This window comes from Streptomyces sp. NPDC053560, from assembly GCF_044544605.1.
GTDB lineage: Bacteria > Actinomycetota > Actinomycetes > Streptomycetales > Streptomycetaceae > Streptomyces.
In genome coordinates this window covers 278,157-301,619 of record NZ_JBITXI010000013.1, presented here as the reverse complement: position 1 = coordinate 301,619, position 23,463 = coordinate 278,157, and the positions used below count along the sequence as shown (strand labels likewise).

Genomic DNA, 23,463 nt, shown 5'->3' with positions numbered 1-23,463 from the left:
CGTGGACGGGCCCTCAAGGGCCGCCCACAGGGGCTGTTCGGGTCAGGTCACGGTGACCACCACCGAGTGGTGACCGGACGCACCGTCAGGAATGGGGCGGGCCCGTGCGGTGGTCTGGGTGGCGCCGGTGCGGTCGGTGGCGCGGACCTGGAGCGTGTGGGTGCCGGGCTTGGCCGGCCACTGCCACATCCACTGCCGCCAGGTGTCGACGGGGCCTTGCGCGGCGAGCTGTGCTTCCTGCCAGCTGCCGCCGTCCACCCGTACCTCGACCCGTTCGATGCCCTTGTGCTGTGCCCAGGCCACGCCGGCGACCGCGATGGTTCCGGCCTTGAGCGAGGCGAACGGCCTGGGGGTGTCGATCCGGGACGCGGTCTTGATCGGCGCCTTGCGTGCCCACTTCCGCTCGACCCAGTACGTGTCGTACGCCGCGAAGGTGGTCAGCTCCAGCTCCTGGAGCCACTTGCACGCCGAGACGTAGCCGTACAGGCCGGGCACCAGCATGCGGACAGGAAAGCCGTGCTCGAAGGGCAGGGGCTCGCCGTTCATGCCCACCGCGAGCATCGCGTCGCGGCCGTCCATGACCGTCTCCACCGGCGTGCCCAGGGTCATACCGTCCACCGACCGGGCCACCAGTTGGTCGGCGCGCCCGCCCCGGGAGGGCGGCCGTACACCCGCTTCCCGCAACACCTCGGCCAGCGGTACGCCGAGCCAGCGGGCCGAGCCGACGTACGGGCCGCCGACCTCGTTGGAGACGCAGGTCATGGTGATGTCCCGCTCGATCAGCCGACGCCGCAGCAGGTCGTCGAAGCCCAGCGTGAGAGGGTTCCGCACGCCCTTGCCGTGGATGCGCAGCCGCCACCTTCCGGCGTCCAGGCGCGGCACCGTCAGGGCCGTGTCGACCCGGTAGAAGTCCCGGGTGGGCGTGCGGTACGGCGTCAGGCCGGGGAGCTTCAGGTCCACCCCGCGCGGCAGGCGCGGCGCAGGAGAGCCGGGGGCCGGCAGTCTGATCGCCGCGCGGCTCGCCTCGGCATCCACCGCCGCCGAGCCATTGAGCCGCCGCCCCCACAGTCCGGCACCGGTCGAGAATGCGGTGACAGCACCGGCCGCGACCAGGAAGTCTCTGCGTCGGGGCGCCGAGGGCTCAGGCGCCTCCCTGGCAGCACTCCCGCCCTGCGCATCCCCCTTCACCAGCAGCCGCCCGAGGAGCACGTACAGCACTGCTGCTCCCGACACGGCTCCCGCCAGCGACGGCACCGCATCGACGACGCCCGCCGCGTCCGGCCGTCCCGTCGCGGCGGCGCCCCCGACGATGCCGAAGATCAGCACACCGGCCGACGCCTGGCACCGGTACCGCGGGCCCAGCAGCCCCAGAGCGGCGGCGAGGACGGCGAGTACGCCGAGGATGCCGAGCTGCAGCACCAGCTTGTCGCCGGTCCCGAACTGGCGGATCGCCCAGTCCTTCACCGCGGCCGGGGTCCGGTCGATGACCGCGCCGCCGACCGCCGTGACCGGACTCGCTGCCGGCCGTACGGCGACGGACACCAGTTCCGCCACGGCCAGCGCCGCGTAACCGGCGACCAGCCCGCCCAGCGCGGCGAGGGTCCGGCGCTCGCGCACTCCGTTTCGCTCGTTCACACCCCTTGTTCGGAGCGACACCGCCGCCGGATTGGTCCTCCGTCACCCCGGAATCGGCCAGCGGCCGGCGAGGCGACGAGCGGGGTGTCAGGAGGGGCGCGCCGCCGCCTCCAGCGGACGGGCGTAGGTGACGGATTCGCGTTCCACCACGAATCCCGACTCCTCGTAGAAGCCCAGCGCGCCCGAGGGGTTGGCGGTGTCCACGGTCAGCGACACCGAGTCGTACCCGGCATCGCGCGCTGCGCCCAGCACCTCCCTCAGCAGGGCCGGCGCCGCACCGCGGCCGCGGTAGGCCCGCCGGGTTCCGAGGTAGCCGACATGGCAGTCCCGGCTGCCCGTCACGGCCGTCTCCGCCGTGCTCTCCTCCGCCAGGAGGTACGCCGCCACCTCCGCGCCCGCCACCAGCAGCCGCGACATCGCGGGCCGGAACGCCTTGGCTCCGGTGACCCAGGTGCGCCAGTCGGTCTCGTCGAACGGGGTGAAGTTCCAGTGGTCGCGGAACGCGTCGTTGTGCGCGAGCCGGGTGGCCTCCTCGTACGCGGCGGCGTACGGCACGAGGCGGGTGCCCTCGGGGGCCGGGCGGGGTTCGGGGCGGCTGCTGCCGGCCAGCGGCTGCTTCATGTCGAACCACCAGCGGCTCGGTGTGTACCCGCGCCGCGCGGCCAGCTTCTTCAGGTCCTCCTGCCCGGCCATTCCTTCGAGCAGCAGCTCACCCGGCATGGCGGACAGCTCCGCGTCCGCCGCGTGCCGGGCCTGGGCGCGGGCCTCCAGCCAGGCGACGAGGCGGTTGCCGATGCCGCGGTGCCGCCGGTCGGGATGGACCGCCGCGTCCCCGTGGAAGCGCGCCACGTCCACCGCTCCGTGCGGTGTGTGCAGCACGGCGTACGCGGCCAGGTGCGGACCGTCCCACAGCCCCAGGCTGTCCGTCTCCGGATCCAGCTTGGGGTCGGCCAGCACCTCCAGCAGTTCCTCGGCATCGGCGTGCTCGCCGGTCGCGTCGACGCGCTCGACGGCCTGCTGCAGCTCCAGCCAGGCCGGGACACTGTCCTTGCTCAGAGGCCGGGCCTCCAGGCTCTCCGCGGGAACCTGTCCTCCCATGTCGGCCGCTCCTCTCACCTGGTCGCGCCTGTCCTGGGACCTCACTCTTTCAAGATCCTCGGGACGGCGCGACCGGGTAACCACCCACCGGCTCCGGCGTCACTTCGCTGAGACACGAAGTGACGCCGGATCTGTCAGCGGTCGCCGCGCAGCCAGATCGTGGTGTCCGGGGGCAGCAGGCCGTCGGTCAGCTCTCCGCTGGTGAGGAGGGGTTCGCCGGCGGGCAGGGGCACGGGCCGGCCGGAGAGGTTGGCGAGGCACTGCCAGCCGGTGGAGCGGGCGAAGTGAATGAGGTCGGCGGTGCCGTCTCCGGCCGGGCCGTCCGCCGCCGTCTCGTCCGGTGCCGAGAGCCATTCGAGCGACTCGTCGCCCTGCAGCTCGCGCCGGAGCCGCAGGGCCGCGCGGTACAGCTCCAGTGTGGAGCCCTCGACGCCGTCCTGGGCGGCCGCCGACAGCTCACCGAAGGCCGGCGGCTGCGGCAGCCAGGCCCCGCCGGGCCCGAAGCCGTACGAGGCACCCTCAGAGGTCCACGGCAGCGGCACCCGGCAGCCGTCCCTCCCCTTGCGGGTGTGCCCGGTGTTCTCCCACACCGGGTCCTGCAGCGCCTCGGCGGGCAGGTCGGCGACCTCCGGCAGGCCCAGTTCCTCGCCCTGGTAGACGTAGGAGGAACCCGGCAGCGCCAGCATCAGCAGGGTCGCGGCGCGGGCCCTGCGCAGCCCCAGCTCCGGGTCGGGGGCCGGGTCCTTGCCGCCGCTCAGCAGCCAGGCGTCGGTGTCGGTGCCGAGGGGCAGTGCGTACCGGGAGGCGTGCCGTACGACGTCGTGGTTGGAGAGCACCCAGGTCGCCGAGGCGCCCGCGGCGGCGGCCGTGGCCAGCGACTCGGTGATGACCTTGCGCAGCGTACGGGCCGTCCACTCCGCCTGGAGGTACTCGAAGTTGAAGGCCTGGCCCAGCTCGTCGGGGCGGGTGTAGAGGACGCGCCGGGAGTTCTTCACCCAGGCCTCGGCGACCGCCATCCGCGGCGGGCTGTAGGAGTCCAGGACGAGCCGCCAGTCCCGGTAGATCTCGTGCACCTCGTCCCGGTCCCAGTGCGGGTGGGTGCCGTCCGGCAGCAGGTCGTGGTCGCCCTTGAACTGGTTCTCGCCCATGTCCCGCAGCGGCTCGGCGAGGTCCTTGGCCAGCCCGTGCGCCACGTCGATGCGGAAGCCGTCCACCCCGCGGTCGGACCAGAAGCGCAGTGTGCGCCGGAAGTCCTCGCGCACCTCTTCGTTGCTCCAGTCCAGGTCCGGCTGCTCGGGCGCGAAGAGGTGGAGGTACCACTGCCCGTCCGGCACCCGCTGCCAGGCGCTGCCGCCGAACCGCGAGACCCAGTCCGAGGGCGGCAGCTCACCGTGCTCACCGCGCCCCTCGCGGAAGACGTACCGGGCGCGCGCCGCCGAACCGGGCGGCGACGCCAGCGCCTCCTGGAACCACACGTGCTGGTCGGAGGTGTGGTTCGGTACCAGGTCCACCAGCACCTTCAGGCCCAGCCGGTGCGCCTCGGTGACCATCGCGTCGAAGTCGGCGAGGGTGCCGAGCCGCGGGTCGACGTCGCGGAAGTCGGCCACGTCGTATCCGCCGTCGGCCAGTTCGGACGGGTAGAAGGGGCTCAGCCACAGCGCGTCCACGCCGAGGGTGGCGAGGTGGGGCAGCCGGCCGGTGAGGCCGGGCAGGTCGCCGATGCCGTCACCGTCGCTGTCGGCGAAGCTGCGCGGATAGACCTGATAGATGACGGCCTGCCGCCACCAGTCGGGGTCTTGGGAGGACAGGTCGGTCACGGCGTGGTCGGACACGGATGCTCCTTCGGGTGGGTAGGCGGGGTGGGCGTCGGTCATCCCTTGACCGCGCCGTCGGTCAGCCCGGACAGTACGGCGCGCCGGAAGATCAGGACGAGGAGGGCGATCGGCACGGTCGCGGCCATCGCCCCGGCGAAGATCGTCCCGTACGGGATCTCGTACTGGCTGCTGAAGAGGGCGATGCCCACCGGCACGGTCCGGTAGGAGTCCTCGCTGTTGAAGGTGAGCGCCATCAAGAACTCCGTCCAGGTGGCGGTGAAGGTGAACACCCCGGCCGTGAACAGCGCGGGCCGGGCCTGCGGCAGGATCACCGACAGCAGGGTCCGGGTCGGGCCCGCGCCGTCCACCGTCGCCGCCTCCTCCAGCTCGTACGGGATGCTCAGCAGCGAGTTGCGGAGGATCCAGATCGCGAACGGCAGGTGGAAGGCGGTGTACGGGATGATCAGGCCCCAGTAGCTGTTGAGCAGGTCCAGTTCGCGTTCGACCAGGTACAGCGGGGTGACCACCGCGATGGTCGGGAAGACGGAGATCATCAGCAGTACGGTCATCACCGGGCCGCGCCCGCGCATCGGTGTGCGGGCCAACGCGTACCCGGCGAACAGTCCGAGCCCGAGGACGATGGCGGTGGCGCTGACGGCGACCACCGCGCTGTTGAGCAGGTAGCGGTCGAATCCCGCAAAGCCCAGCGCCTGCCGGTAGTTGGCCAGCGTGGGGTGGAGCGGTACGGGGGTCGGCGGCAGGGTGCCGTTCTCCCGTGCCGTCTTGAACGACGTCACCGCCATCCAGAGCAACGGCAGCGCGGTCACGGCGACCAGCACCAGCGCCCCGAGGTTCACCACGTTCACGTACCGGCGCACTCCCGCGCGCCTGCGGCCGCGCCTCATGCCGCACCCCCTTCGTCGACCTGGTTGCGGAACATCCGCAGACACAACAGGCAGCACACGATGACCAGCACGCCCGTACTCGTGGCGATCGCCGCGCCCATGCCGATGTCGAGGTTCTGGAAGAGCGTTTTGTAGCCGAGCACGGCGAGGGACTGGGTGGCCGTGCCGGGGCCGCCCTGGGTGAGGACGAACGGCAGGTCGAAGATCCCGAACGCCTGGAGGACACGGAACAGTACCGCCACCGACACCACCGGTCGCAGTGCGGGCAGCACGATGTTCCAGAAGGTGCTCCACGCGCCCGCGCCGTCCACCTCCGCCGCCTCGTACCGCTCCTGCGGGATGCGCACCAGCCCGGCCAGGATGATCACCGCGACGAACGGCGTGGTCTTCCAGATGTCCGCGACGGCCATGCCGGTGATCGCGGGGACCGGCGTGCCGAGGATGACCGGCGGCTGGTCCAGGACCAGCCCGAACAGCCAGGTCACGGCGCCGAACGTAGCGTCGTAGAGGAAGTCCCACAGCTGCGCCGAGACCACCGTGATCAGCGACCAGGGGATGAGCAGCAGCGCGAGGATCCAGCCGCGTCCGGCCTCCAGCCGGTCCAGCAGTACCGCCACCGCGATGCCGAGGGCGATCTCCACGGCCACCGTCACCAGTGTGTATCCGACCGTGAAGGCCAGCGCCTCCAGCCAGACGGGACTGGCCAGCATCGTCGTGTAGTTGCCGAGCGTCCACTCCTCGACGCGGAGGCCGCCGAAGGTGAAGCGGACCTTGCTGAAGCTGAGGACGACGGAGTAGAGGATGGGGAAGATCGTCACCAGCGCGATGACCACGAGCGCCGGGGTGGTGTAGAGCCAGCCGGTGCGGGCGCGTCGCTTCGCGAGGCCGGCCGGGGGACGTGCTGTGCGGACCTTCTGAGTAGCTGTCACTGTCGAAGACTTGGAGGTCGGTGTATTGGAGGTCGGTGTATTGGCCGCCGGTGCCTTGGACGTCGCCGAAGGGGTGTCCGTCACAGTGCCTCCCCGCGCAGCGCTGCCTGGAGGTCGCCGCGAGCGCGGGCCAGCGCCTGCCGTACGCTCGTGCCGCCGCTGAGCACTTCGTTGACGGGTGTGAACACCGCCTTGCTGACCATGGGGTACTCCGGGGTCCGGGTCGGCCGGGCGACCAGCCGTACGTCGCGGGCGAGCGCGAAGGCGGGGTTGGCCGAGCGGGCCACGGCCTTTCCGTGCAGCTGGGACAGCAACGGCGGCAGGACGGCCGCCTCGCGGGCCAGGATCGACTGCCCCTCCTCCTCGGCGAGGAAGCGGGCGAAGGCCAGGGCCGCGCCGAGGTTGCGGGAGTGCGGGTTGAGGTAGTTGCACCAGCCGCCCAGGCAGCTGCGGCCGCCCGTGCCGCCTTCGAAGCCGGGCCGTCGCATCACCCCGATCTTCCCTGCCACCTCCGAGGACGCCGGATTGTCCGCCACTCCCCAGGCGTACAGCCAGTTGCGCAGGAACACCGACCGGCCGCTGGTGAAGGCGTCCAGACTGTCCTGCTCGACGAAGGTCGTCACCGAGGACGGGGTGACCCCGCGGGTGATCAGTTCGCGCAGGTACGACAGGGCCCGCACCCCCGCGGGACCGTCGAAGGTGACCTTGCGGGCATCGGGGGAAAGGATGCTGCCGCCCGCGTCGGCGACCAGCTCCGCGACGTTCGCGGTCAGCCCCTCGTACACCGTGCCCTGCCAGACGAAGCCGAAGTCGGCGTCCCCCGCCCGCTGGATCTTCGTGGCGGTGGTCGCCAGCTCCTCCCATGAACCGGGCGGCCGCAGCCCGTGCTTGTGCAGCAGATCCTTGCGGTAGTACAGGAACGCCTCATCGAGGTAGAGGGGAAAGGCGTACACCTGGCCCTGGTACGTCAGCGCCCGGACGAGCTCCTCCGGATAGCGCTGCCAGTAGCCCTTCGGCAGCAGCGGATCCAACGCCAGCGCCAGCGAGTTCTCCGCGAACTGGGCCGGCCAGGCCAGGTCGCCCATGTACACGTCCGGCGACGGACTGCCGCTCGCCACCTGTGTGGTGAGGGCCGCGCGTGCCACGTCCGTGGTCGGTGGTGCGGCGATCAGCCGCACCGCGACTGATGAGGACGGGCCGCAGGTCACTGCCGTCGCGGGCCGCGACCCGCCCGGCCCACCAGCGGATGGTGACCGGGCCGCGCGGTACGTCGGTGGCGTGCGAGAGGTCCGGCCCGCGGGCCGCGGCACGCCCGCAGCCGGTCGCGGCGGCCAGCGGGACGGCGGCCCCGGCGGTGGTTCTGAGGAGTGATCTGCGGCTCAATGGCATGACGATGCGCTCCTGACCGAGGGAGAACGCCGAGGGGAGGGCGATGAGGGAAGGGCGCGCTGAAGCGTAGCCCCTTGGGGGGCGCTCCTGACAACGCTTGCACGCTAGGGACGGCCTCAGGGGCTGTCAATGGCGCGCGCAGCAACAGGAGGAGGCGTCCTCTCGTACGAAGAAGCAGTTGGATTGGCCGAGTTGCCGTGGATTGCCGGACCCATCCCGGTGATAACGCTGTCACCGGTCGGGTCCATGTGCGCTACCTCTGTGCTACGTTCCGGAGCATGCCTCCAGCGCAACGCCACCCCACCATGGCCGACGTGGCCGAACGGGCGGGGGTCTCGGTCTCCACGGTCTCGCGGACCCTGCGCGGCCTCTCCACCGTCTCGGACGATGCCAGGACGAGGGTGGAGGCGGCAGCCAGCGAGCTGTCCTTCGTGATCTCCCGGCAGGCGTCCAGCCTGGTCACCGGCAAGACCGGTACGGTCGCCGTGCTCGCGCCCACACTCGGCTCGTGGTTCGTCGGACAGGTGCTGCGCGGCCTGAGCGAGGTGCTGCGCGACGCGGGCCTTGACCTGAAGGTCTACAGCGTCGGTGACCTCGCCGAACGCGCCGCCTTCTTCGACCGGCTGCCGGCCCGCCGCAACGCCGACGCACTGCTGGTCATCTCCTTCGACCTGACCGAGGAGGAGTTCGCCCGGCTGGACGGGCTGGGCGTCCCGGTGGTGTACGTCAGCCAGCACGCACCGGGCCGGGCCAGTGTGTACGTCGAGGACGTCGCGGCGGCCCGCGGGGGCACCCGCTACCTGCGCGGACTCGGCCACCGCCGGATCGGCTTCGTCCGCGCCGCCCCCGACTCCGGCTTCACGTGCAGCTCGCGCACCCGCCTGTTCGGCTATCGCGAGGCGCTGGCCGAAGCGGCACTCCCCTACGACGAGGAGCTGGTGGTCGCCACTTCCCGCGGCCGGCGTGCCACTTCCGAGGCCGTCGGGCAATTGCTGTGCCTGGCCGACCCGCCGACCGCGGTGTTCGCCGAGACCGACGAGATCGCGATCGAGGTGCTGTCGGTGCTTCGCTCGTCCGGCATCGCCGTACCCGACCGCCTGTCGGTCCTCGGCTTCGACGACCACGACCACGCGCAGTGGCTGGACCTCACCACCATCGCGCAGCCCGCCACCGAGGTCGGCCGCGCCGCCGGCAGCCTCGCCCACACCCTCATCGACGACCCGACCGCCGACCCGGCACACCACGTCGTCCTGCCGACACACCTGATACCGCGAGGCAGTACGGGTCCGGCCCCGGAGCCGGAGGTGGGTGCTGCCGTCCTCACACCCCCCGTTCGCCAGGACAGCAGCACCGCACCGGCCCGCACCGACGCGCTCAAAGCCCGGGAACGACATAGGACACGATGAGCGCGAGCGTCGAGAGTGCGAGCATGCCGAGACAGTTGAGCCAGAACTCCGACTTCAGGAAACGGGCTCGGATGTGCGCGACGGCCGCCGCGAGGAAGTAGCAGATGACGCCGGCGTTGGCAGCCACACCGACGCCGGGCACGTAGATTCCGGCAATGAGCCCCGCGGCCGCGAGCAGCTTGATCACGAAGAGCGTCCACCACCAGTCCTCGGGGAACCTGACCCCTTCGAGACAGACACGGATGAAGGCCGGCGGGCGGATGGACATGGCGGCGTCCACGGCGAAAATGCCCCGAGGACTGCCTGCGGCCACCACGGGCCGGGAAGCACGGTCACCGCTGCTCGCTTTCCTGACTCTCGGTGAGGAATTCCACGACGGAGACGAGATCTTCGATGGGCCCGTCCAGGTCGTCCCCTCCGGCCCCGGCCCCGCCCGTTCCCTCCCGCTCACCGGGGTGGTCTTCGCGGTGGCGTCCGCCATCTCCATGGGGACGTACCTGGTCCTCAGCCGACGGGTCGGTGCGCGCTTGCCCGGTGGCGGGCCGCCGGCCCTGGCTGTCGGCTGGGCCGGACTGCTCTCCCTGCCGGCCGGTGTGGCCTCCAGCGGCACCGTCTCCTGTCCCCCGAAGCCCTCGCCACGGGGCTGGGCGTGGCCGTCCTCTCAGCAGCGGTGCCCTACTCCCGCGCCAACCGGCGAGGAGCCGGACGCACACGAAGCGGGGTTACCCAATAGCGGGCTGCACTTGCCCTCAGCCGCGGTGTCGGCCGGTCTTCTCCTCATGAGAGATCAGTTGTAGGAGGGCCGGAGGCAAGGTGCGAATGAGGCCGGTGCACAGGTTCTGCCAGGGGAGGTCGGTTCTGGGCATGGGGGTGAAGGTCGGTTCCCAGTCGGCGGAGAAGTGGATGACGCCGGCCACCGGATCGAGAGGCCGCTGACCGGCCACGCGGCCAGGCAAGGAAGGCAGGGTGTCACTCTGCCACGTTGGGTTTCTGCTGGATTCCGGGAGAGCACGCAGAGCCGTTGCGTTCTCCTTGCGGATCGTCTCGTACTCTGCCGCGCGCATCGCCCCGGGCACGATCAGGAGCAGACGCTGGGGCGGAAGCGTACGCATGGCTTCGACCAACTCCCACATCGTTCCGGCGCTTGAGCCCAGCGTGAGAGTCACCAGACGGGACCGCATCATGAGATCCCGCACGGGTTCCTGCCAGGAATTCTTCGGCAGATACATGCGTACTGCTCCCGCGAAGGGGAGAACTTCGTCGGGTGCACCGACGGCTACCAAGGAACCGACAGGACGCAGCGCGTCCGCGATGTGTTCTTCCTCGTCGCGGCTGGAAGTGACCAGGCCGATCAAACCGCCCATCACATCGGGCGGCACCCCATTGGCGGAAGTGAAGAATTGCTTCTGCAGTGCGCTGCGCGCCTTGTCGTCCTCGAAGGATCTCAGGTACAGCACATACGAGCCAGGGCGGAGAACACTCGGAGACGCGAGGGGGAGCTTGAGGTGCCTCCGGCCTTTCAGGAACAGCCTCCGGCTCCGGCTGAACGCATAGACGCCCATCGGTCCCAGCGTGAAGAAGACCCCGCTCATCCACGATGCGGGTTCGGCCAGGAGCTGGTGGACTCCCCAAAATGACACTCCGAGGGCCACCAGACAGCACGGCCAACCGGCCAGCCAGAGCGCGATCCCCCGAAGCGGGGCCTGACCGGGCAGCAGGAAGCTGTATCGAGGCCCCTGTTGTGTACCGATTTGCGTATCGATTTGCGTATCGCTCTGTGCGCCGCTCTGCAGGGGCTCCGGAGGAGCGGTGCGGGGGTAGGGGAACGTCCAAGAGCCGCGCCAGTACAGCTTTTTACCGTACGGAATGGCCCAGCAGGCGCCCGCCGTCGGGACCGAGAGCGCCAGGGGAAGCACCCACGCCCTCAGGTTTTCGCCGGAATGGTCGACGAGTATCAGGGCGCGGATGGCCAGAGCGGCGAGCAGAACGGGGACGACCACCTGGAGCAGCAGGCCGGTCAGCTGGGGCCGGGTCTTGTAGTGCGCCAGGAACACCAGCACCACGTGCCCGGCCAAAAGGCCATAGAAGAAGCTGTGGGCGACGCCCAGAAGGGCGAAGAGCAGAAATGTCGCGGGGAACCGCAGACTGCGGCCCGGGCGGAACGGGGTCATGGGCGGCGTCTGGAAGAGAGTCCTGGGCAGCGTGGGAATCTGTATGACCCACGCCGCCAGGATCCCGAGGACGAAACCGGGGGCCGGGATCACGTCGGCCGGCTGCAGCCCCTCGCCCACTGCCCCTCCCTTCAACGCATCTGTACCGAACGCCACTTGGGTGGACATCCATGCATGACGATGCCATCACGGCACTCCGCGGTTCCAGGTAAGGCGGTCCGCGACCGGTACAGGTACGGCGCTTCGCAGCCGGTACAGGTACGGCGCTTCGCAGCCGGCGCAGGTACGGCGCTTCGCGGCCGGCTCGGCGTTCAGCCGTCCGCTTTGATGGTTTTCATGGTGAGGTGCGATTCCAGGCGCAGTACCGCGGGCAGGCCGCTGAGCTTTCCGGTCATGAAGCTTTCGTAGGTGGCGTGGTCGGCGACGGCGACCCGGAGGAAGTAGTCGGGGCGGCCGTACATCCGCCGGAACTCGATGACCTCCTCGTAGGAGGCCACGGTGGCCTCGAAGTCCTGGACGGTCTTGCGGTCCTGGGCGTAGATCTCGACGTCGATGAGCACCTCCAGCTCGCGGCCCAGCGCCGCGGGATCGATGACGGCCCGGTAGCCGGCGATGATGCCTGCCTCCTCCAGGCGCTTGACCCGGCGCAGGCAGGGCGGAGGGGTCAGGCCGACCCGTTTGGCCAGCTCGACGTTGGACAGCCGCCCATCCTGACTGAGGTGCAACAAAATTTCTCGATCGACGGCATCCAGTTCGCTTTCATTGCCCATCCGAAGATCATACGCCCTTGATCGGCAACCAAATAAGGCGATCACTTTCCTAAAATGTCGGCATGCGAATAAGTCCCACCCTTGCTGACGCGCCTCAGCCCGCCGCCGCTCCCCCGCCGCCACAACGGTCGGCGGCGCAAGCCGCTTTCCGGGACTGCGCGTCGGTGGGCCTGGGCATGCTGCCGCTCGGCCTCGCCTTCGGAGCGCTCGTGATCCAGTCGGGGCTCGACTGGTGGTGGGCGGGGCTGTCCGCGGCGTTGATCTACGGCGGCTCGTTCGAGTTCCTGCTCATCGGCATGGTGACCGCCGTCGCACCGCTGGCCTCCATCGCCGTGGCGGCCTTCCTGGTGCAGGCGCGGCACGTCTTCTACACTCTCTCCTTCCCTCTGCACCGCGTACAGGGCCGCCTCGCCAAGACGTACAGCACCTTCGCGCTCACCGACGAGGCGTACGCGCTGACCTCCACCAAGCAGTCACGGGGCTGGTCCAGCCGGCGCATCCTGTGGCTCCAGTTCTTCATGCACCTGTACTGGGCATGCAGCGCGGTCACCGGAGCACTGCTCGGCTCCCTCATCCCCGACAGCGTCACCGGGCTGGACTTCGCACTGACCGCCCTGTTCGCCGTGCTCGCCCTGGACGCCGTCCGCGATCTGCGCGGCGACCTGCCCACCCCCGTGCTCGCAGCCCTCTGCGCCCTGGCCGCCCGGCTGCTCTTCCCCCACGAGATGCTGCTCGCCGCCTTCGCCCTGTTCGCCGCCGGACTCCTGGCACGCCACCTCGCCACCCGCAGGAAGCCCACTCATGCCTGACACTGGCTACGCCGTCATCGCGATCCTCGTCACCGCCGCCGTCACCTGGTCCCTGCGTGCCCTGCCGTTCGCCGTCCTGGCCCCGCTGCGGGCCAGCGCCACCGTGCAGTACCTCAGCACCCGCATGCCCGCCGGCGTGATGGTGATCCTGGTCGTCTACTGCCTGCGCGACCTCCCCGTCACGCAGTCGCGCGCCATCGCCCCGCTGGCCGCCCTGGCCGTCACGATCGGCCTGCACCTATGGCGCCGCAACGCCCTGTTGAGCATCCTCGCCGGCACGGCCGTACACGTGGCGCTGGCCAGCACCGTCTTCGCCCACTGAGCCGGACCCCCCCGCCACCGGCCTCCCCCCTGCCGGCCCACCGGGGTGGTGCGTCAGCCGGCCAGGCGGGGGAAGAGCGCCTCGGCGTTGCCGCGATTGATGGCGTCGGCCTGGCCGGGAGCGTAGTCCGGGTAGGCCTCCAGGTAGTGGTTGTAATACGAGCCTGCGTCCTGGGGCGCGAAGGGCCAGTCGCTGCCGTACAGGACATGGCCGGGCTCGGCGAAGGCGAGCAGGGCGGGCAGGGCGCTGGGGCTGGCGGACAGCGCGGTGTCGAAGGAGAACCGCTTGAGGTCGCGCAGGACGTCCTCCTCACTGCGGTCCGGGCCGATGACGGTGGAGGTCAGCCCCGAGAAGCGGTAGGCGACGTACGGGAGGAAGCCGCCGCCGTGGGAGAGGATCACCCGCACGTTGCGGTACCGGTCCATGACGCCGTTCAGCACCAGGTTGAGTGCGGTGCGCGTGGTGTCGAAGACGTAGTCGACGAGCGGGGCGGGGGTGCCGGGCAGCAGCGGCATCGGCGGCTGGGCGGGGTGTACGAAGACGTTGGCGTTGCGGTGGTCCAGTTCGGCCCACAGCGGCTCGAAGTCGGGGTCGCCCAGGTAGCGGCCGTGGACGCTGGACATCAGCACGACACCGTCGGCGCCCAGCGTGTCGAGCGCGTGGACGGCCTCCGCCACGGAGGCGTCCACATCGGGCAGCGGGATGCTGGCGAAGTGGCCGAAGCGATCGGGGCGGTCCTTGACGACCTCGGCGCCGTACTCATTGACGGCGCGGGCGAGGGCGCCGGCGTCCCGGTCGGTGTCGAGGTGGACGCCGGGCGCGGTGACGGACAGGACACCGGCGGCGATGCCCTGCTGGTCCATCATCGCGATCGCGCCGCTCGGGCTCCACGCCGGGATGGCCCAGCCGCCGGAGTCCAGGCCGCGCGCGGCGAGGGCCGCGGCCCAGACCGGCGGAACGATGTGCTGGTGGACGTCGATGCGGGCGGGGAGGGTGAAGGCCATAGTCCCGAGCCTCCTAATTATTAGCTTGCTAATGACTACATTGAGTAAGCTAACAATCATGCGAGACACGAGCAAGCGCCGAGGTGAGGACCAGCGGAGCCCCGCCCCCGACGGGGAAGGCATCGAGGAGCTGGCGCGCGCCGCTGACCAGCTCTTTTACGCGATGCGTCGCTCGCGCGCCGCCACCGTCGGCCAGGCAGCCGCCGGGCTGTCCATGGCCCAGGTGGCCCTGCTGGACCCGCTGACCGAAGACGCCCGGGGCGAGGGGCTGCCGGTCGGCAGGCTCGCCGCGGGCGCCGAGGTCAGCGTCCCCACCGCCACCCGCATGCTCAAACAGCTCGAAGCCGGCGGCGTGGTCACGCGGCGCCGCTCCGCACACGACGAGCGTCAGGTGCTGATCCGCCTCACCGACGAGGGTGCCGACCGCCTGGCGGCAATGCGGGCGGAACTGCGGGGACGGCAGTTCCAGGCCCTGTCGCACTTCACCCCGCAGGAACGCCGCGTCCTCACGGCGCAGTTGCACCGGCTCGCCGGCATCATCGGCGAAACCACTTCCCGCTGAGGGGCACGTCCCCGTGCCGGTCCATGCCAGCAGGGGTGTCACCACATGATGGCGTCGTCCATCGACTGCTGCCGGTAGGTGACCTTGAGGGAGTCGTCGATGTAGACACCGTTGGCGGGCAGCGCGGGGTGGGCGCCCGTGCCGACGCTCTCGTTGCCGGAGCGGCCGTGGAAGTAGACGGCCAGCGACTTCTCCGTGTGACCGTGGGCCGGCAAGCCCTCCGACTCGGCGGCAAAGGCCCCCGCGCACAAGGGCGGTGGCGCCGCCGGGGACACGGGCGGCGTATCGGTCAACGTCGCCACCCGCCCGTACGTCTACGACAGCCCGTGCAGCCCGCACGTCACCGTCAAGAACGGCCAGCACGACTTCCCGTACAAGGTCAGCGAGTCCGACCCGGAGGTCTTCTACGCCAGCGCCCACACCAAGGCGCACGATGTCCGCTGGGACCTGACCCTGGGCTGGTCCAGCGGCGACCGCCACGGCACCGTGCACATCAACAACAAGGGCGCCCCGTTCCGCACCAGTGCCGACGCCGGCCGCCCGGGCTACGACCACCCGCTGGGCGGCAGCGAGTGGATCGAGCGGGAGGAGCAATAGTCGCTCGGAGCAGGTCTGTCACAGGTGGTGATACTCCTGCTCCGGGCGGCCCGCCGCGCCATAGCGGAGGCGCATGCGCAGCCGGCCGCGTGTGACGAGGTCGGCGAGGTAGCGCTGTGCCGTGGCACGTGAGACACCGATCTGGGCGGCGACCTCGCCGGCGGAGAGCGGGGCGCCCGAGCTGTCCACTGCGGCGAGGACCAGTTCCCTGGTCACGGTCTGCGCGGCGGCCTGCCGGCTGCGGCTCGCGCGCGGGCTCCTGAGGGCGTCGAAGGCGTTGTCGATCACGTTCTGGTCGAGCATCTCCGCGTCCGTCAGCTGCCGGAACCGAGCGTACCCGCGCAGTTTTTCGGAGAGCAGTCGCGGCGGGAACGGCTTGATCAGGTACGCGAGCGCGCCCGCCGACAGCGCCTTGCGGACGGTTTCGCCCTCGGCTGCGGCGCTGAGGACGAACACGTCGCAGGACAGGTCGGCCATCAGCTCGATGCCGGAGCGGTCGGGGAGATAGCGGTCCACGAGCGCGAGGTCGACGGGGTGCGCGGACGCTTCCGCCAGCGCCGCGCGCGCGGAGTGCGCGGTACCCACGACGGTGAAGCCGGGGGTGTCGGCGACCAGCGACGCGTGCAGGTCGGCGACACGGAAGTCGTCGTCGACGACCAGTACGGAGAAGGGGACCCGCCGTCCCTCACGTTCACGGTGAACTCGGCGGTCGCGGTGGGCGTGGCTTTCGCGGTCGTCGTGGTCTTCGCGGTGGTTGTGGTCCCCGCAGCCTTCGTGGTCATCACGGTCGTCGTGGTCTTCGCGGTGGTCGCTCATGTCCAGTCTTTCGCGGGCGGGGTGTCGGGGTGGCGTACGACGTGGGGCAGGCGGGCTACGAAGACGGCGCCGCCGGTGACCCGGTCGGGCTCACCGGGCGGATCGGTGGCCTCGGCGCCTTCGGCGGTCCCGGAGGCGGTCGGCGGGCCGCCGGGGTCCGTGAGCCGGATGTCTCCCCCGCGGCCCCGCGCGATCTGCCGGATGAGGGAGAGGCCCACGCCTCGCCCGCCGGGCGCCGACGCGTGGTCCTTCGTCGAGATCCCCTCCTCGAACAGGGCGTCGGTCAGCTCGGCCGGTACGCCGTCGCCGCTGTCGGCCACCGTGATGTGCAGGTCCGATTCCACCGTCATCAGCTCCACCTCGACGCGCGGCGGGCGGCGGGCCCCGTCGCGGGCGGCGTCGAGGGCATTGTCGATCAGGTTGCCGAGCACGGTGGTGAGGTCGACGCGTGCCGTCACCGGCCCGTCCACCCAGGTGGCGCCGCCGAGCAGCAGCGTCACCCCGAGTTCGCGCGCCTGGGCGGCCTTCGCCGACAGGATGGCGCTCAGGTACGGGTCCTTGACCGTGTCCAGGCCGGGGAGTGCGGCGCCGGGGGCTTCGAGGGGACCACTGCCGCCGGTGTCGCCAGTGCCGGTGTCAGTGCCGGTGTCAGTGCCGCCACTGCCGCCGATGTCGAGCAGGCTGTCGATGTAGTCCGTGGCCTGCTCGGCGTGCCCCTGGTGCAGCAGCCCGGACAGGACATGCAGGCGGTTGGCGAACTCGTGCCGCTGCGCACGCAACGCCGAACTCATCGTCTGTACGGCGTCGAGCTGGCGGGTCAGGGATTCGACGTCGGTGCGGTCCTTGACCGTCAGCAGTGTGCCGAGGTCGAGGCCGTCCCGTTCGACCCGGCGGGCCGAGACCACCAGCACCCGCTCCCCCACCACAGCCATGACGGGCCGCCCCTCGGGTTCGCCGACCACTTCCAGAACGCGCGGGGTGAGCCCCAGCCGGTCGAGCCGGCTGCCGGGCTCGGCAGGGGTACCCAGCAGTCGGCGTACCTCGTCGTTGGCGACCGTCACCCGCCCGTACCCGTCCACGGCGAGCACGCCCTCCTCGATGCCATGGACCACCGCTTCCTGCTCCTGGACCAGGCCCGCGAGCTCCTCGGGCTCCAGGCCGAGGGTGAGCCGTTTCCACCGCCGGGCCAGCAGGGCCGAGGCCCCGATGCCCAGCAGCAGCGCGGCCACGAGCCAGCCGACGCCGCCCCACAGCACTCGGGCGGCCTGGGCGTGGACGGCGGCCACGGAGACGCCGACGTTCGCCTCGCCGACGACACGGGACGAGCCGGGGGCGCGTACCGGCACCTTGGCGACCACCTCCTCGCCGAGGTGCGCGCGGTGCACGGCCAGTTCCTCACGCCCGGACAGCGCCCGGGACGGGTCCGTACTCACCTTCTTGCCCAGTTCGGAGACGTCGGGGTGGGCGAGTCGGATGCCCCGGTCGTCGGTGACCACGACGAACAGCGATCCGGTGCTCTTCCTGACCGTCTCGGCCCGTTTGCGTACCGCGTTCGCGGCGAGTGTTGTGCTGCTTTCGTGTGCGGCGCCCTGGCCCGGATGATCGTTGGTTTTGGAGTACCGGGCGGCCCCGGCCCGTACGGTCGGCTCCGAAGCGACGGTACGGGCGATCGCGAGGGCCCGCTGCTGGTACTGGCGGACGAGCCGCTGGTCGGTGTCGTACGCGAAGGCGCCGAAGGCCGAGGCGAGGACGGCCACGACGACCACGCACTGCAGGAGCAGCATCCGGGTCCGCAGCCGTACGCGCAGTCTCGGGCGGCGGCCGGGGCCCGGCACCGGTGACCGGGACCGGCGACGGGAGCGGGACGGGTAGGGCTTCACCGGCCCCACGGTAGACGCGAGCGGAATCCACCCGTCCGGCGGCCGTGGGCTCCGGCCCGACAGGGCCTGTACTCATCCGCACTACGGCGCACGCACGCAGCCGTGCACGGCTGTGCACACAATGAGCAGAAGTGGCAGAACGCGGCTATCGCGGGCTGTGCACGAATTCTGGAGCCCCGGCGCGACGGCCGATAGCTTCCCGCAGGTCAGACGGAACGTGATCAGCAGGAGAAGCGAATGACAACACGCCGCGCAGAGCCGCGCGCGAGTGCTGCACGCACCCACGCCGAGGGGGCGCCCAGATGGTGACGACGCATACCTGGACGCTGCTGATCACGCTCGCGGGTGCCATCGTGGCCCTGATCGTGCTGATCAATTCCCGGCTGAAGTTCCACCCGTTCATCGCGCTGATGCTGGTCTCCATCGTGGTGGCCGTGGTGTCGGGCGAGTCCACCGAGCAGATCGCCGAGTCGATCGAGAAGGGCGCCGGCGGCATCCTCGGCGACGTCGGCATCACCCTCGCCTTCGGTGCGATGCTCGGCAAACTGCTCGCGGCCTCGGGCGCCACGGACAGGATCGCCCGGGCCGTCATCGACCGCGCGGGAGAACGCTCGCTCCCCTGGTACATGGCGGGCGCCGCGTTCGTCATCGGCATCCCGATGTTCTTCGAGATCGGCCTCATCGTGCTGCTGCCGCTGATCTTCAGCGTGGCACAGCGGCTGCGTGCCGGCGGGAAGCACACCGGCTCGCCGTACGTACTGCTCGCCACCCCGGCCATCGCCGCACTCGCGACGCTGCACGGGATGGTGCCGCCGCATCCGGGTCCGCTCATCGCTGTGGAGGGCCTGCACGCCGGCCTCGGCACCACGATTCTCATCGGCCTCGTGTGCGCGATACCGACGGTCATCGTGGCGGGCCCCGTGTACGGGCGGTGGATCGCACCGCGCCTGGCGGTCGACCCGGACCGGGAGCTGGTCGCCCAGTTCACCGGCGGCACGTCCGCGCCCATATCCGCTTCCACGTCCGCATCCGATTCCACGCCCACATCCGGTTCCACGTCCGGTTCCACATCCACGTCCGATCGGTCCGAGGAGTCCTCGGGCCAGGGGGACGGCCAGTGCCCGGCCCACCAGAACGGCGTCCCGGTGGGCCGGGCGCTGGCGGCCGTACTCGTACCGGCCGTCCTGATGCTGCTCCGTACCCTCGGCGAGCTCACCCTCGGCGAGTCGTCCGCGCTGCGCCATGTGCTGGACTTCGCGGGCGAGCCGGTGATCGCGATGTTCGCCGGCTTCCTCTTCGCGCTGTTCGTGCTCGGGTACCGACGCGGTACGTCGCCGGAGACCACGCGTCAGGCGCTCACGGACAGCATCAAGTCCGTGGCGGGCATCCTCCTGATCATCGCCGGTGGCGGCACGTTCAACCAGGTGCTGGAGGACTCCGGCATCGGCAAGGCCATCGAATCGGTGGCCTCCGGCGCCCATCTCAACCTGCTCGTCCTGGGCTGGCTGCTGGCCCTGCTGCTGTCGTTCACGACGGGCTCAGCGACCGTGGGCATCGTCGCGGCGACCGGCATCCTGACTCCCATGGCACAGCACATGAGCAGCGTCGAGACCTCCCTGCTCGTGGTGGCGATCGGCGCCGGTTCGATCGGCCTGAACTACGTCAACCACGCGGGTTTCTGGCTGGTCAAGGAGTCCTTCGGCATGACGCTCGGCCAGGCGACGAAGTCACACACCATGATCCAGACCCTGGTCAGCGTCTGCGGCCTCCTGATGGCCCTCCTCATCTCCGTGTTCGCCTGACCCCGCATGCCCCGAAGACGCCCGGGCGAAGAAACTTCGCCCGGGCGCCACCACTTGCTGCTCCCCCACCGGCAGCCGGTAATCGCAATGCGGCCCCGCCGTTCCGCGTGCCAGCCCACCGTCATGGACGACCTTGTGACCGCCCGGCTCCTCCTTCATCCGATGGCTCCCGGTGAGGCGCGACAACTCATAGCGGGCGAACCTGACGACGACGCGCGCCGGGCCCCCGGCTACCCCTCCGCCGGAGACCTGACCGGCGCCAGGCGCTTCCTCCGCGAAGGACGAAGGCCGCACGTACTACGAGATCACCTGGCTCGACGCGGGAACGGTCACGGCGCGTGAGCCGTTGGAAGGGCATGGAGCTGAAGATGCGAGCGGGGCATCAGGCGACGGGGCCTGGCGCGATAACTCCTGACGGCTGTGCGGTGGAGCTGTATGCGCGGCTCCCCATCGGGCCCGAGCCGGACGTGATCGCCGCGGCGGTGCCGGCGGGGGCACACATCCTCGAACTGGGCTGTGGCGTGGGACGGATGACCCACCCACTCCTGGAGCGAGGCTTCACGGTAACGGCCGTGGACGAATCCCCGGAGATGCTGGACCGGGTCCGCGGGGCGCGCACGATATGCAGCCCGATCGAGGACCTCGATCTCGGTGAGACGTACGACGTCGTGATGCTGGCGTCGTTCCTTGTCCACGCCGGAAGCGTCGAGGAGCGGCAGGCCCTGCTGCGCACCTGTGTGCGGCATGTCGCTCCGACCGGCTGTGTGCTGATCCAGCGGGAGGGCGAGGACTGGCATACGGACGTCCCTCGCGAGCGCGTCGACCCCGCCGGCTTCACCGCCCGGATCGTGTCCTCCGAGCCGGTCGATGAGGGGGTGCGCTCGGTGCGTGCGGAGTACGAGTTCCCGGACGCCGGCTGGACCCAGACGTTCCTCTCCCGGCCCCTGACGAAGGAACAGTTCGAGGAGGCGCTGGCGGAGGCGGGCCTGAAGGTGGACACGTACCTGACGGAGGACCGGATATGGGTCCGCGCGATTCCCTCGGATTGAGGCACGCAGGCGTAGCTGTCCAGGCAGCAGCGCCAGTGCTCGCCGAACGCGTCGAACTCCACGGTGCTTCCCGGACAGTTCGATGGCCATGAACGGCAAGCTCTCGAGGTCGGCCTCCTGCCCGGATGCGGCGGTCAGCGCGGCGGCGAGCAGGGCGTGATCGAAGGCCGCGGAGCAGTTGCTCTGCCGCCTGGCAGTCCTGAGTGGTGCTCATTCTCGTTGTCCTTCCCCGGTGTCGCTTCTGGGCACGGTGGTGCCAACACGGCAGTGGTGGCGAGGGAACGGAAGGGCTCAGGTGAGGGCGCTCAGAGGCTGCGGGCGGTGACGTTGCCGTAGGCGGTGGTCGCGTGGATGTTCAGGCCGGCGGCGGGACCATCGGTGTTGTTGAGCATGTTGTGGATGCGGCCGTAGGCGGTGCCGGCGTCCAGAACCGCGGAGACTCCGCGGGCGGCGCCGATGAGGATCTCGCCGTGCTCGGTGCGCAGTGCGACCTCGCCGCGTACGGCTTCGGCGATGTGGAGGTCGCCCTTCTGGCTGCTGATCTCGGCGGGACCGCCCAGGCGGCCGACGGAGATGTCACCGGCGAGAAGGGTGAGGCGGGCGCCTTCGGTCTCGTCGAGCTTGACCGAACCGTGCGCGCCTTCGAAGGTGACGTCGCCGAGCCGTCCTACGCCCCGGAATTCTGCGCTGGCCGCCTTCGCCTCGATGCGGGAGCCGGCGGGCAGCTGGACGGTCACTTCGATGGCGCCGGTGTTACCGAGGCTCCGGCTCTGCGCCGCCGGGGATTCGATCCGCAGGACGCCGTCGCCGTACGCGACCTCGACCCGCTCCGCCGCCTTCACGTCACGGCTCTTCGAGGCGTCGGCGGGCAGGACCTCGACCGTGGTGTCGGCCCGGTCGGCGGCGATGAACCGGATGCGTCCCGCGGGAATGTCGAGAACGGCGGAAACCGGGGTGGGGGTGTCGAACTTCTGCATCGTGCCCTCCTATAACTCGACGCGTTTCTGATGTACGAAACGCTACGTTGCATTCACCGTCCCGGCAATAGAATTGTTGCATTAATTCATCATCCTTGCCGCTGAACGCCCTACATTTGTTGCAATGGCTTCAGAGTTAACGCAACCTAGGGCGTCGGCTCGTTGCAATAGCATGGAGGTGAACGCTATGGTGAAGGCACTCACGGAGCACGAAGGAGATGGCGATGCCGGGCGGCAGGCTCACCCAGCAGGAACGTCAGCAGATCGCGCTGGGGCTGGCCGACGGCCTCGCGTATGCGGAGATCGCCAGAGGTCTTGACCGTCCGACCTCGACCATCACGCGTGAAGTGATGCGCAACGGCGGCCCCACCGCCTACCGCGCCGACCTGGCCCACCGTGCCACCGAACGCCGCGCCCACCGGCGCAGGCGGGCCACGCCCCGCGATACGGAGGCACCTCCGCAGGTACACGGACGCGACGCCGAGGCGGTGCGCGAGTACGAGGAGGTGTTCACCACCGTCCTCATGGCTTCGGGCCTGCCCAAGATGATGGCCCGGGTGCTGTCCTGCCTCACCATCACCGACGCCGGCAGCCTGACCGCGTCCGAACTCGTCCAGCGCCTGCAGGTCAGCCCGGCGTCCGTCTCCAAGGCCGTCGCGTACCTCGACAGTCAGGGGCTGATCCGCCGGGAGCGCGACGCGTCCCGCCGCGAGCGCTACGTCGTCGACGACGACGTCTGGTACCAGTCGATGATGGCCAGCGCCCGCGCGACCGCCCACCTCGTCGATATCGCTCGGCAGGGTGTCGGCGTCCTCGGTGCCGACACCCCGGCCGCCGCCCGCCTGGAGAACATCGCCCGCTTCAATGACTTCGTCTCCGAGAGCATCGCCCGCGCCGCGGAGCAGGCCCGCGAGATCCTTCACACCAAACCCGAAACAACTCCTGGCAGCTCGGACGGCACCACCGAATCAGGTGAAGAACGCGGATAGGCCCCGCCGAACGCTTAGTTGAGGAAGCGGGATGCAGGAAGCGGGAAGCGGGAAGCCCAATCCGAGGACGGATTCGACCCATCGGTAGCCTGTGTCACCATGATGCGCGCTTGGATCCTGCCGGTAGTGCTCCTGCTCTGCGGTTCAGTCGCTGCGCTTGAGCGGGCATTTGGGGGGAGCCCCGGCTCAGCCGCGACGCTTCTCCTGGTGTTCGTACTGCTCGCAGGCGTGACCTCTCCCCTGGTCTTCCCGAGATCGGTCGGTGCACTGGAGGCACAACAGCGCAGCGCGGTCGACGGCCGGCCGGTCGTCTTCTGGCGGCCTGGCTGCACGTACTGTCTGCGTCTGCGTATCCGGTTGGGTCGTGGAGCCCGCCAGTTGCATTGGGTCAACATCTGGCGCGACCCGGCCGGCGCGGCAGCGGTCAGGGAAGTCAACGGCGGCAATGAGACCGTGCCGACTCTCGTCGTGGGCGGCCAATCGCACACCAACCCCGATCCGGCATGGGTACGGGAACAGCTCTCCCCGAGCTGAGAGCG

22 protein-coding genes and 1 pseudogene are annotated in these 23,463 nt (G+C 70.3%); 9 read left to right on the top strand and 14 right to left on the bottom strand.

The features are described 5' to 3' along the window. Positions 1 to 42: 42 nt before the first annotated feature. From ACIGQF_RS29775 to ACIGQF_RS29750, 6 genes are all read right to left on the bottom strand, one after another. Positions 43 to 1,635 (bottom strand): molybdopterin-dependent oxidoreductase, encoded by a 1,593-nt coding sequence (locus ACIGQF_RS29775; RefSeq protein ID WP_399716438.1) that lies wholly within the window; start codon positions 1,633 to 1,635, stop codon positions 43 to 45. Positions 1,636 to 1,722: 87 nt separating this feature from the next. Next, a complete protein-coding gene (locus ACIGQF_RS29770; protein ID WP_399716435.1) occupies positions 1,723 to 2,733 on the bottom strand; it encodes a GNAT family N-acetyltransferase in 1,011 nt (336 codons plus the stop codon). Positions 2,734 to 2,867: 134 nt separating this feature from the next. After that, the gene (locus ACIGQF_RS29765) at positions 2,868 to 4,607 is read right to left on the bottom strand and encodes a glycoside hydrolase family 13 protein (RefSeq protein WP_399716432.1); all 1,740 of its coding nucleotides are present in this window, start codon (positions 4,605 to 4,607) and stop codon (positions 2,868 to 2,870) included. Then, a complete protein-coding gene (locus ACIGQF_RS29760; protein ID WP_399716428.1) occupies positions 4,604 to 5,413 on the bottom strand; it encodes a carbohydrate ABC transporter permease in 810 nt (269 codons plus the stop codon). Before ACIGQF_RS29760 ends, ACIGQF_RS29765 begins: the two co-directional genes overlap by 4 nt. 35 nt (positions 5,414 to 5,448) lie before the next feature. After that, complete coding sequence (locus ACIGQF_RS29755) at positions 5,449 to 6,381, bottom strand: carbohydrate ABC transporter permease (RefSeq protein ID WP_399716425.1); 933 nt, start codon at positions 6,379 to 6,381, stop codon at positions 5,449 to 5,451. A gap of 80 nt (positions 6,382 to 6,461) precedes the next feature. After that, positions 6,462 to 7,559: an extracellular solute-binding protein gene (locus ACIGQF_RS29750; RefSeq protein WP_399716422.1), complete on the bottom strand. Its 1,098-nt coding sequence runs from the start codon at positions 7,557 to 7,559 to the stop codon at positions 6,462 to 6,464. Positions 7,560 to 8,048: 489 nt separating this feature from the next. Between ACIGQF_RS29750 and ACIGQF_RS29745 the strand changes: the two genes are divergently transcribed. Continuing rightward, the gene (locus ACIGQF_RS29745; RefSeq protein WP_399716420.1) at positions 8,049 to 9,176 is read left to right on the top strand and encodes a LacI family DNA-binding transcriptional regulator; all 1,128 of its coding nucleotides are present in this window, start codon (positions 8,049 to 8,051) and stop codon (positions 9,174 to 9,176) included. Here the strand turns inward: ACIGQF_RS29745 and ACIGQF_RS29740 are convergent. From ACIGQF_RS29740 to ACIGQF_RS29730, 3 genes are all read right to left on the bottom strand, one after another. Further along, positions 9,145 to 9,444 carry a DoxX family protein gene (locus ACIGQF_RS29740; protein WP_399716417.1) on the bottom strand — a complete coding sequence of 100 codons (300 nt, stop codon included), beginning with the start codon at positions 9,442 to 9,444 and terminating at the stop codon, positions 9,145 to 9,147. The two genes, ACIGQF_RS29745 and ACIGQF_RS29740, sit on opposite strands and share 32 nt — an antisense overlap. Positions 9,445 to 9,925: 481 nt before the next feature. Further along, on the bottom strand, positions 9,926 to 11,467 hold the full coding sequence (locus ACIGQF_RS29735; RefSeq protein ID WP_399716415.1) for a hypothetical protein: 1,542 nt from the start codon (positions 11,465 to 11,467) through the stop codon (positions 9,926 to 9,928). 191 nt (positions 11,468 to 11,658) lie between these two features. Beyond that, positions 11,659 to 12,117 carry an Lrp/AsnC family transcriptional regulator gene (locus ACIGQF_RS29730; protein ID WP_399716413.1) on the bottom strand — a complete coding sequence of 153 codons (459 nt, stop codon included), beginning with the start codon at positions 12,115 to 12,117 and terminating at the stop codon, positions 11,659 to 11,661. Positions 12,118 to 12,179: 62 nt separating this feature from the next. On the opposite strand from ACIGQF_RS29730, the gene ACIGQF_RS29725 reads away from it, so the two are divergent. Continuing rightward, entirely contained in the window at positions 12,180 to 12,926 is a 747-nt protein-coding gene (locus tag ACIGQF_RS29725) for an AzlC family ABC transporter permease (RefSeq protein WP_399716410.1), read from the top strand. After that, on the top strand, positions 12,919 to 13,248 hold the full coding sequence (locus ACIGQF_RS29720; RefSeq protein ID WP_399716407.1) for a branched-chain amino acid transporter permease: 330 nt from the start codon (positions 12,919 to 12,921) through the stop codon (positions 13,246 to 13,248). The genes ACIGQF_RS29725 and ACIGQF_RS29720 overlap by 8 nt, the downstream gene beginning before the upstream one ends. A gap of 53 nt (positions 13,249 to 13,301) precedes the next feature. Here the strand turns inward: ACIGQF_RS29720 and ACIGQF_RS29715 are convergent, their stop codons facing one another. Beyond that, positions 13,302 to 14,252 carry an amidohydrolase family protein gene (locus tag ACIGQF_RS29715; RefSeq protein ID WP_399716404.1) on the bottom strand — a complete coding sequence of 317 codons (951 nt, stop codon included), beginning with the start codon at positions 14,250 to 14,252 and terminating at the stop codon, positions 13,302 to 13,304. A 58-nt stretch (positions 14,253 to 14,310) separates the two neighbouring features. On the opposite strand from ACIGQF_RS29715, the gene ACIGQF_RS29710 reads away from it, so the two are divergent. Further along, on the top strand, positions 14,311 to 14,814 hold the full coding sequence (locus ACIGQF_RS29710) for a MarR family winged helix-turn-helix transcriptional regulator (RefSeq protein ID WP_399716399.1): 504 nt from the start codon (positions 14,311 to 14,313) through the stop codon (positions 14,812 to 14,814). A gap of 38 nt (positions 14,815 to 14,852) precedes the next feature. On the opposite strand, the gene ACIGQF_RS29705 is transcribed toward ACIGQF_RS29710, so the two are convergent. Continuing rightward, positions 14,853 to 15,029, bottom strand: coding sequence for a hypothetical protein (locus ACIGQF_RS29705; protein WP_399716397.1), 177 nt, complete (start codon positions 15,027 to 15,029; stop codon positions 14,853 to 14,855). 115 nt (positions 15,030 to 15,144) lie between these two features. On the opposite strand from ACIGQF_RS29705, the pseudogene ACIGQF_RS29700 reads away from it, so the two are divergent. Next, a pseudogene (locus tag ACIGQF_RS29700) lies at positions 15,145 to 15,411 on the top strand (transcriptional regulator); the annotation flags it as partial. Between the two features lie 18 nt (positions 15,412 to 15,429). On the opposite strand, the gene ACIGQF_RS29695 reads toward ACIGQF_RS29700, so the two are convergent. Both ACIGQF_RS29695 and ACIGQF_RS29690 read right to left on the bottom strand, forming a co-directional pair. After that, the gene (locus ACIGQF_RS29695) at positions 15,430 to 16,227 is read right to left on the bottom strand and encodes a response regulator (protein WP_399716394.1); all 798 of its coding nucleotides are present in this window, start codon (positions 16,225 to 16,227) and stop codon (positions 15,430 to 15,432) included. Continuing rightward, entirely contained in the window at positions 16,224 to 18,107 is a 1,884-nt protein-coding gene (locus tag ACIGQF_RS29690; protein WP_399716391.1) for an ATP-binding protein, read from the bottom strand. Before ACIGQF_RS29690 ends, ACIGQF_RS29695 begins: the two co-directional genes overlap by 4 nt. A gap of 302 nt (positions 18,108 to 18,409) precedes the next feature. Between ACIGQF_RS29690 and ACIGQF_RS29685 the strand changes: the two genes are divergently transcribed. Together ACIGQF_RS29685 and ACIGQF_RS29680 are read left to right on the top strand one after the other, a co-directional pair. Further along, a complete protein-coding gene (locus tag ACIGQF_RS29685; protein WP_399716388.1) occupies positions 18,410 to 19,909 on the top strand; it encodes a GntP family permease in 1,500 nt (499 codons plus the stop codon). 368 nt (positions 19,910 to 20,277) lie between these two features. Further along, entirely contained in the window at positions 20,278 to 20,958 is a 681-nt protein-coding gene (locus ACIGQF_RS29680) for a class I SAM-dependent methyltransferase (protein ID WP_399716532.1), read from the top strand. 305 nt (positions 20,959 to 21,263) lie between these two features. Here ACIGQF_RS29680 and ACIGQF_RS29675 read toward each other — a convergent pair whose 3' ends face one another. Further along, positions 21,264 to 21,935, bottom strand: coding sequence for a DUF4097 family beta strand repeat-containing protein (locus ACIGQF_RS29675; RefSeq protein ID WP_399716385.1), 672 nt, complete (start codon positions 21,933 to 21,935; stop codon positions 21,264 to 21,266). Between the two features lie 224 nt (positions 21,936 to 22,159). Here ACIGQF_RS29675 and ACIGQF_RS29670 point away from each other — a divergent pair, with 224 nt between their 5' ends. Together ACIGQF_RS29670 and ACIGQF_RS29665 are read left to right on the top strand one after the other, a co-directional pair. Continuing rightward, a complete protein-coding gene (locus ACIGQF_RS29670; RefSeq protein WP_399716383.1) occupies positions 22,160 to 22,924 on the top strand; it encodes a helix-turn-helix domain-containing protein in 765 nt (254 codons plus the stop codon). Positions 22,925 to 23,023: 99 nt separating this feature from the next. Then, positions 23,024 to 23,458: a glutaredoxin domain-containing protein gene (locus tag ACIGQF_RS29665; protein ID WP_399716381.1), complete on the top strand. Its 435-nt coding sequence runs from the start codon at positions 23,024 to 23,026 to the stop codon at positions 23,456 to 23,458. Positions 23,459 to 23,463: the final 5 nt, after the last annotated feature.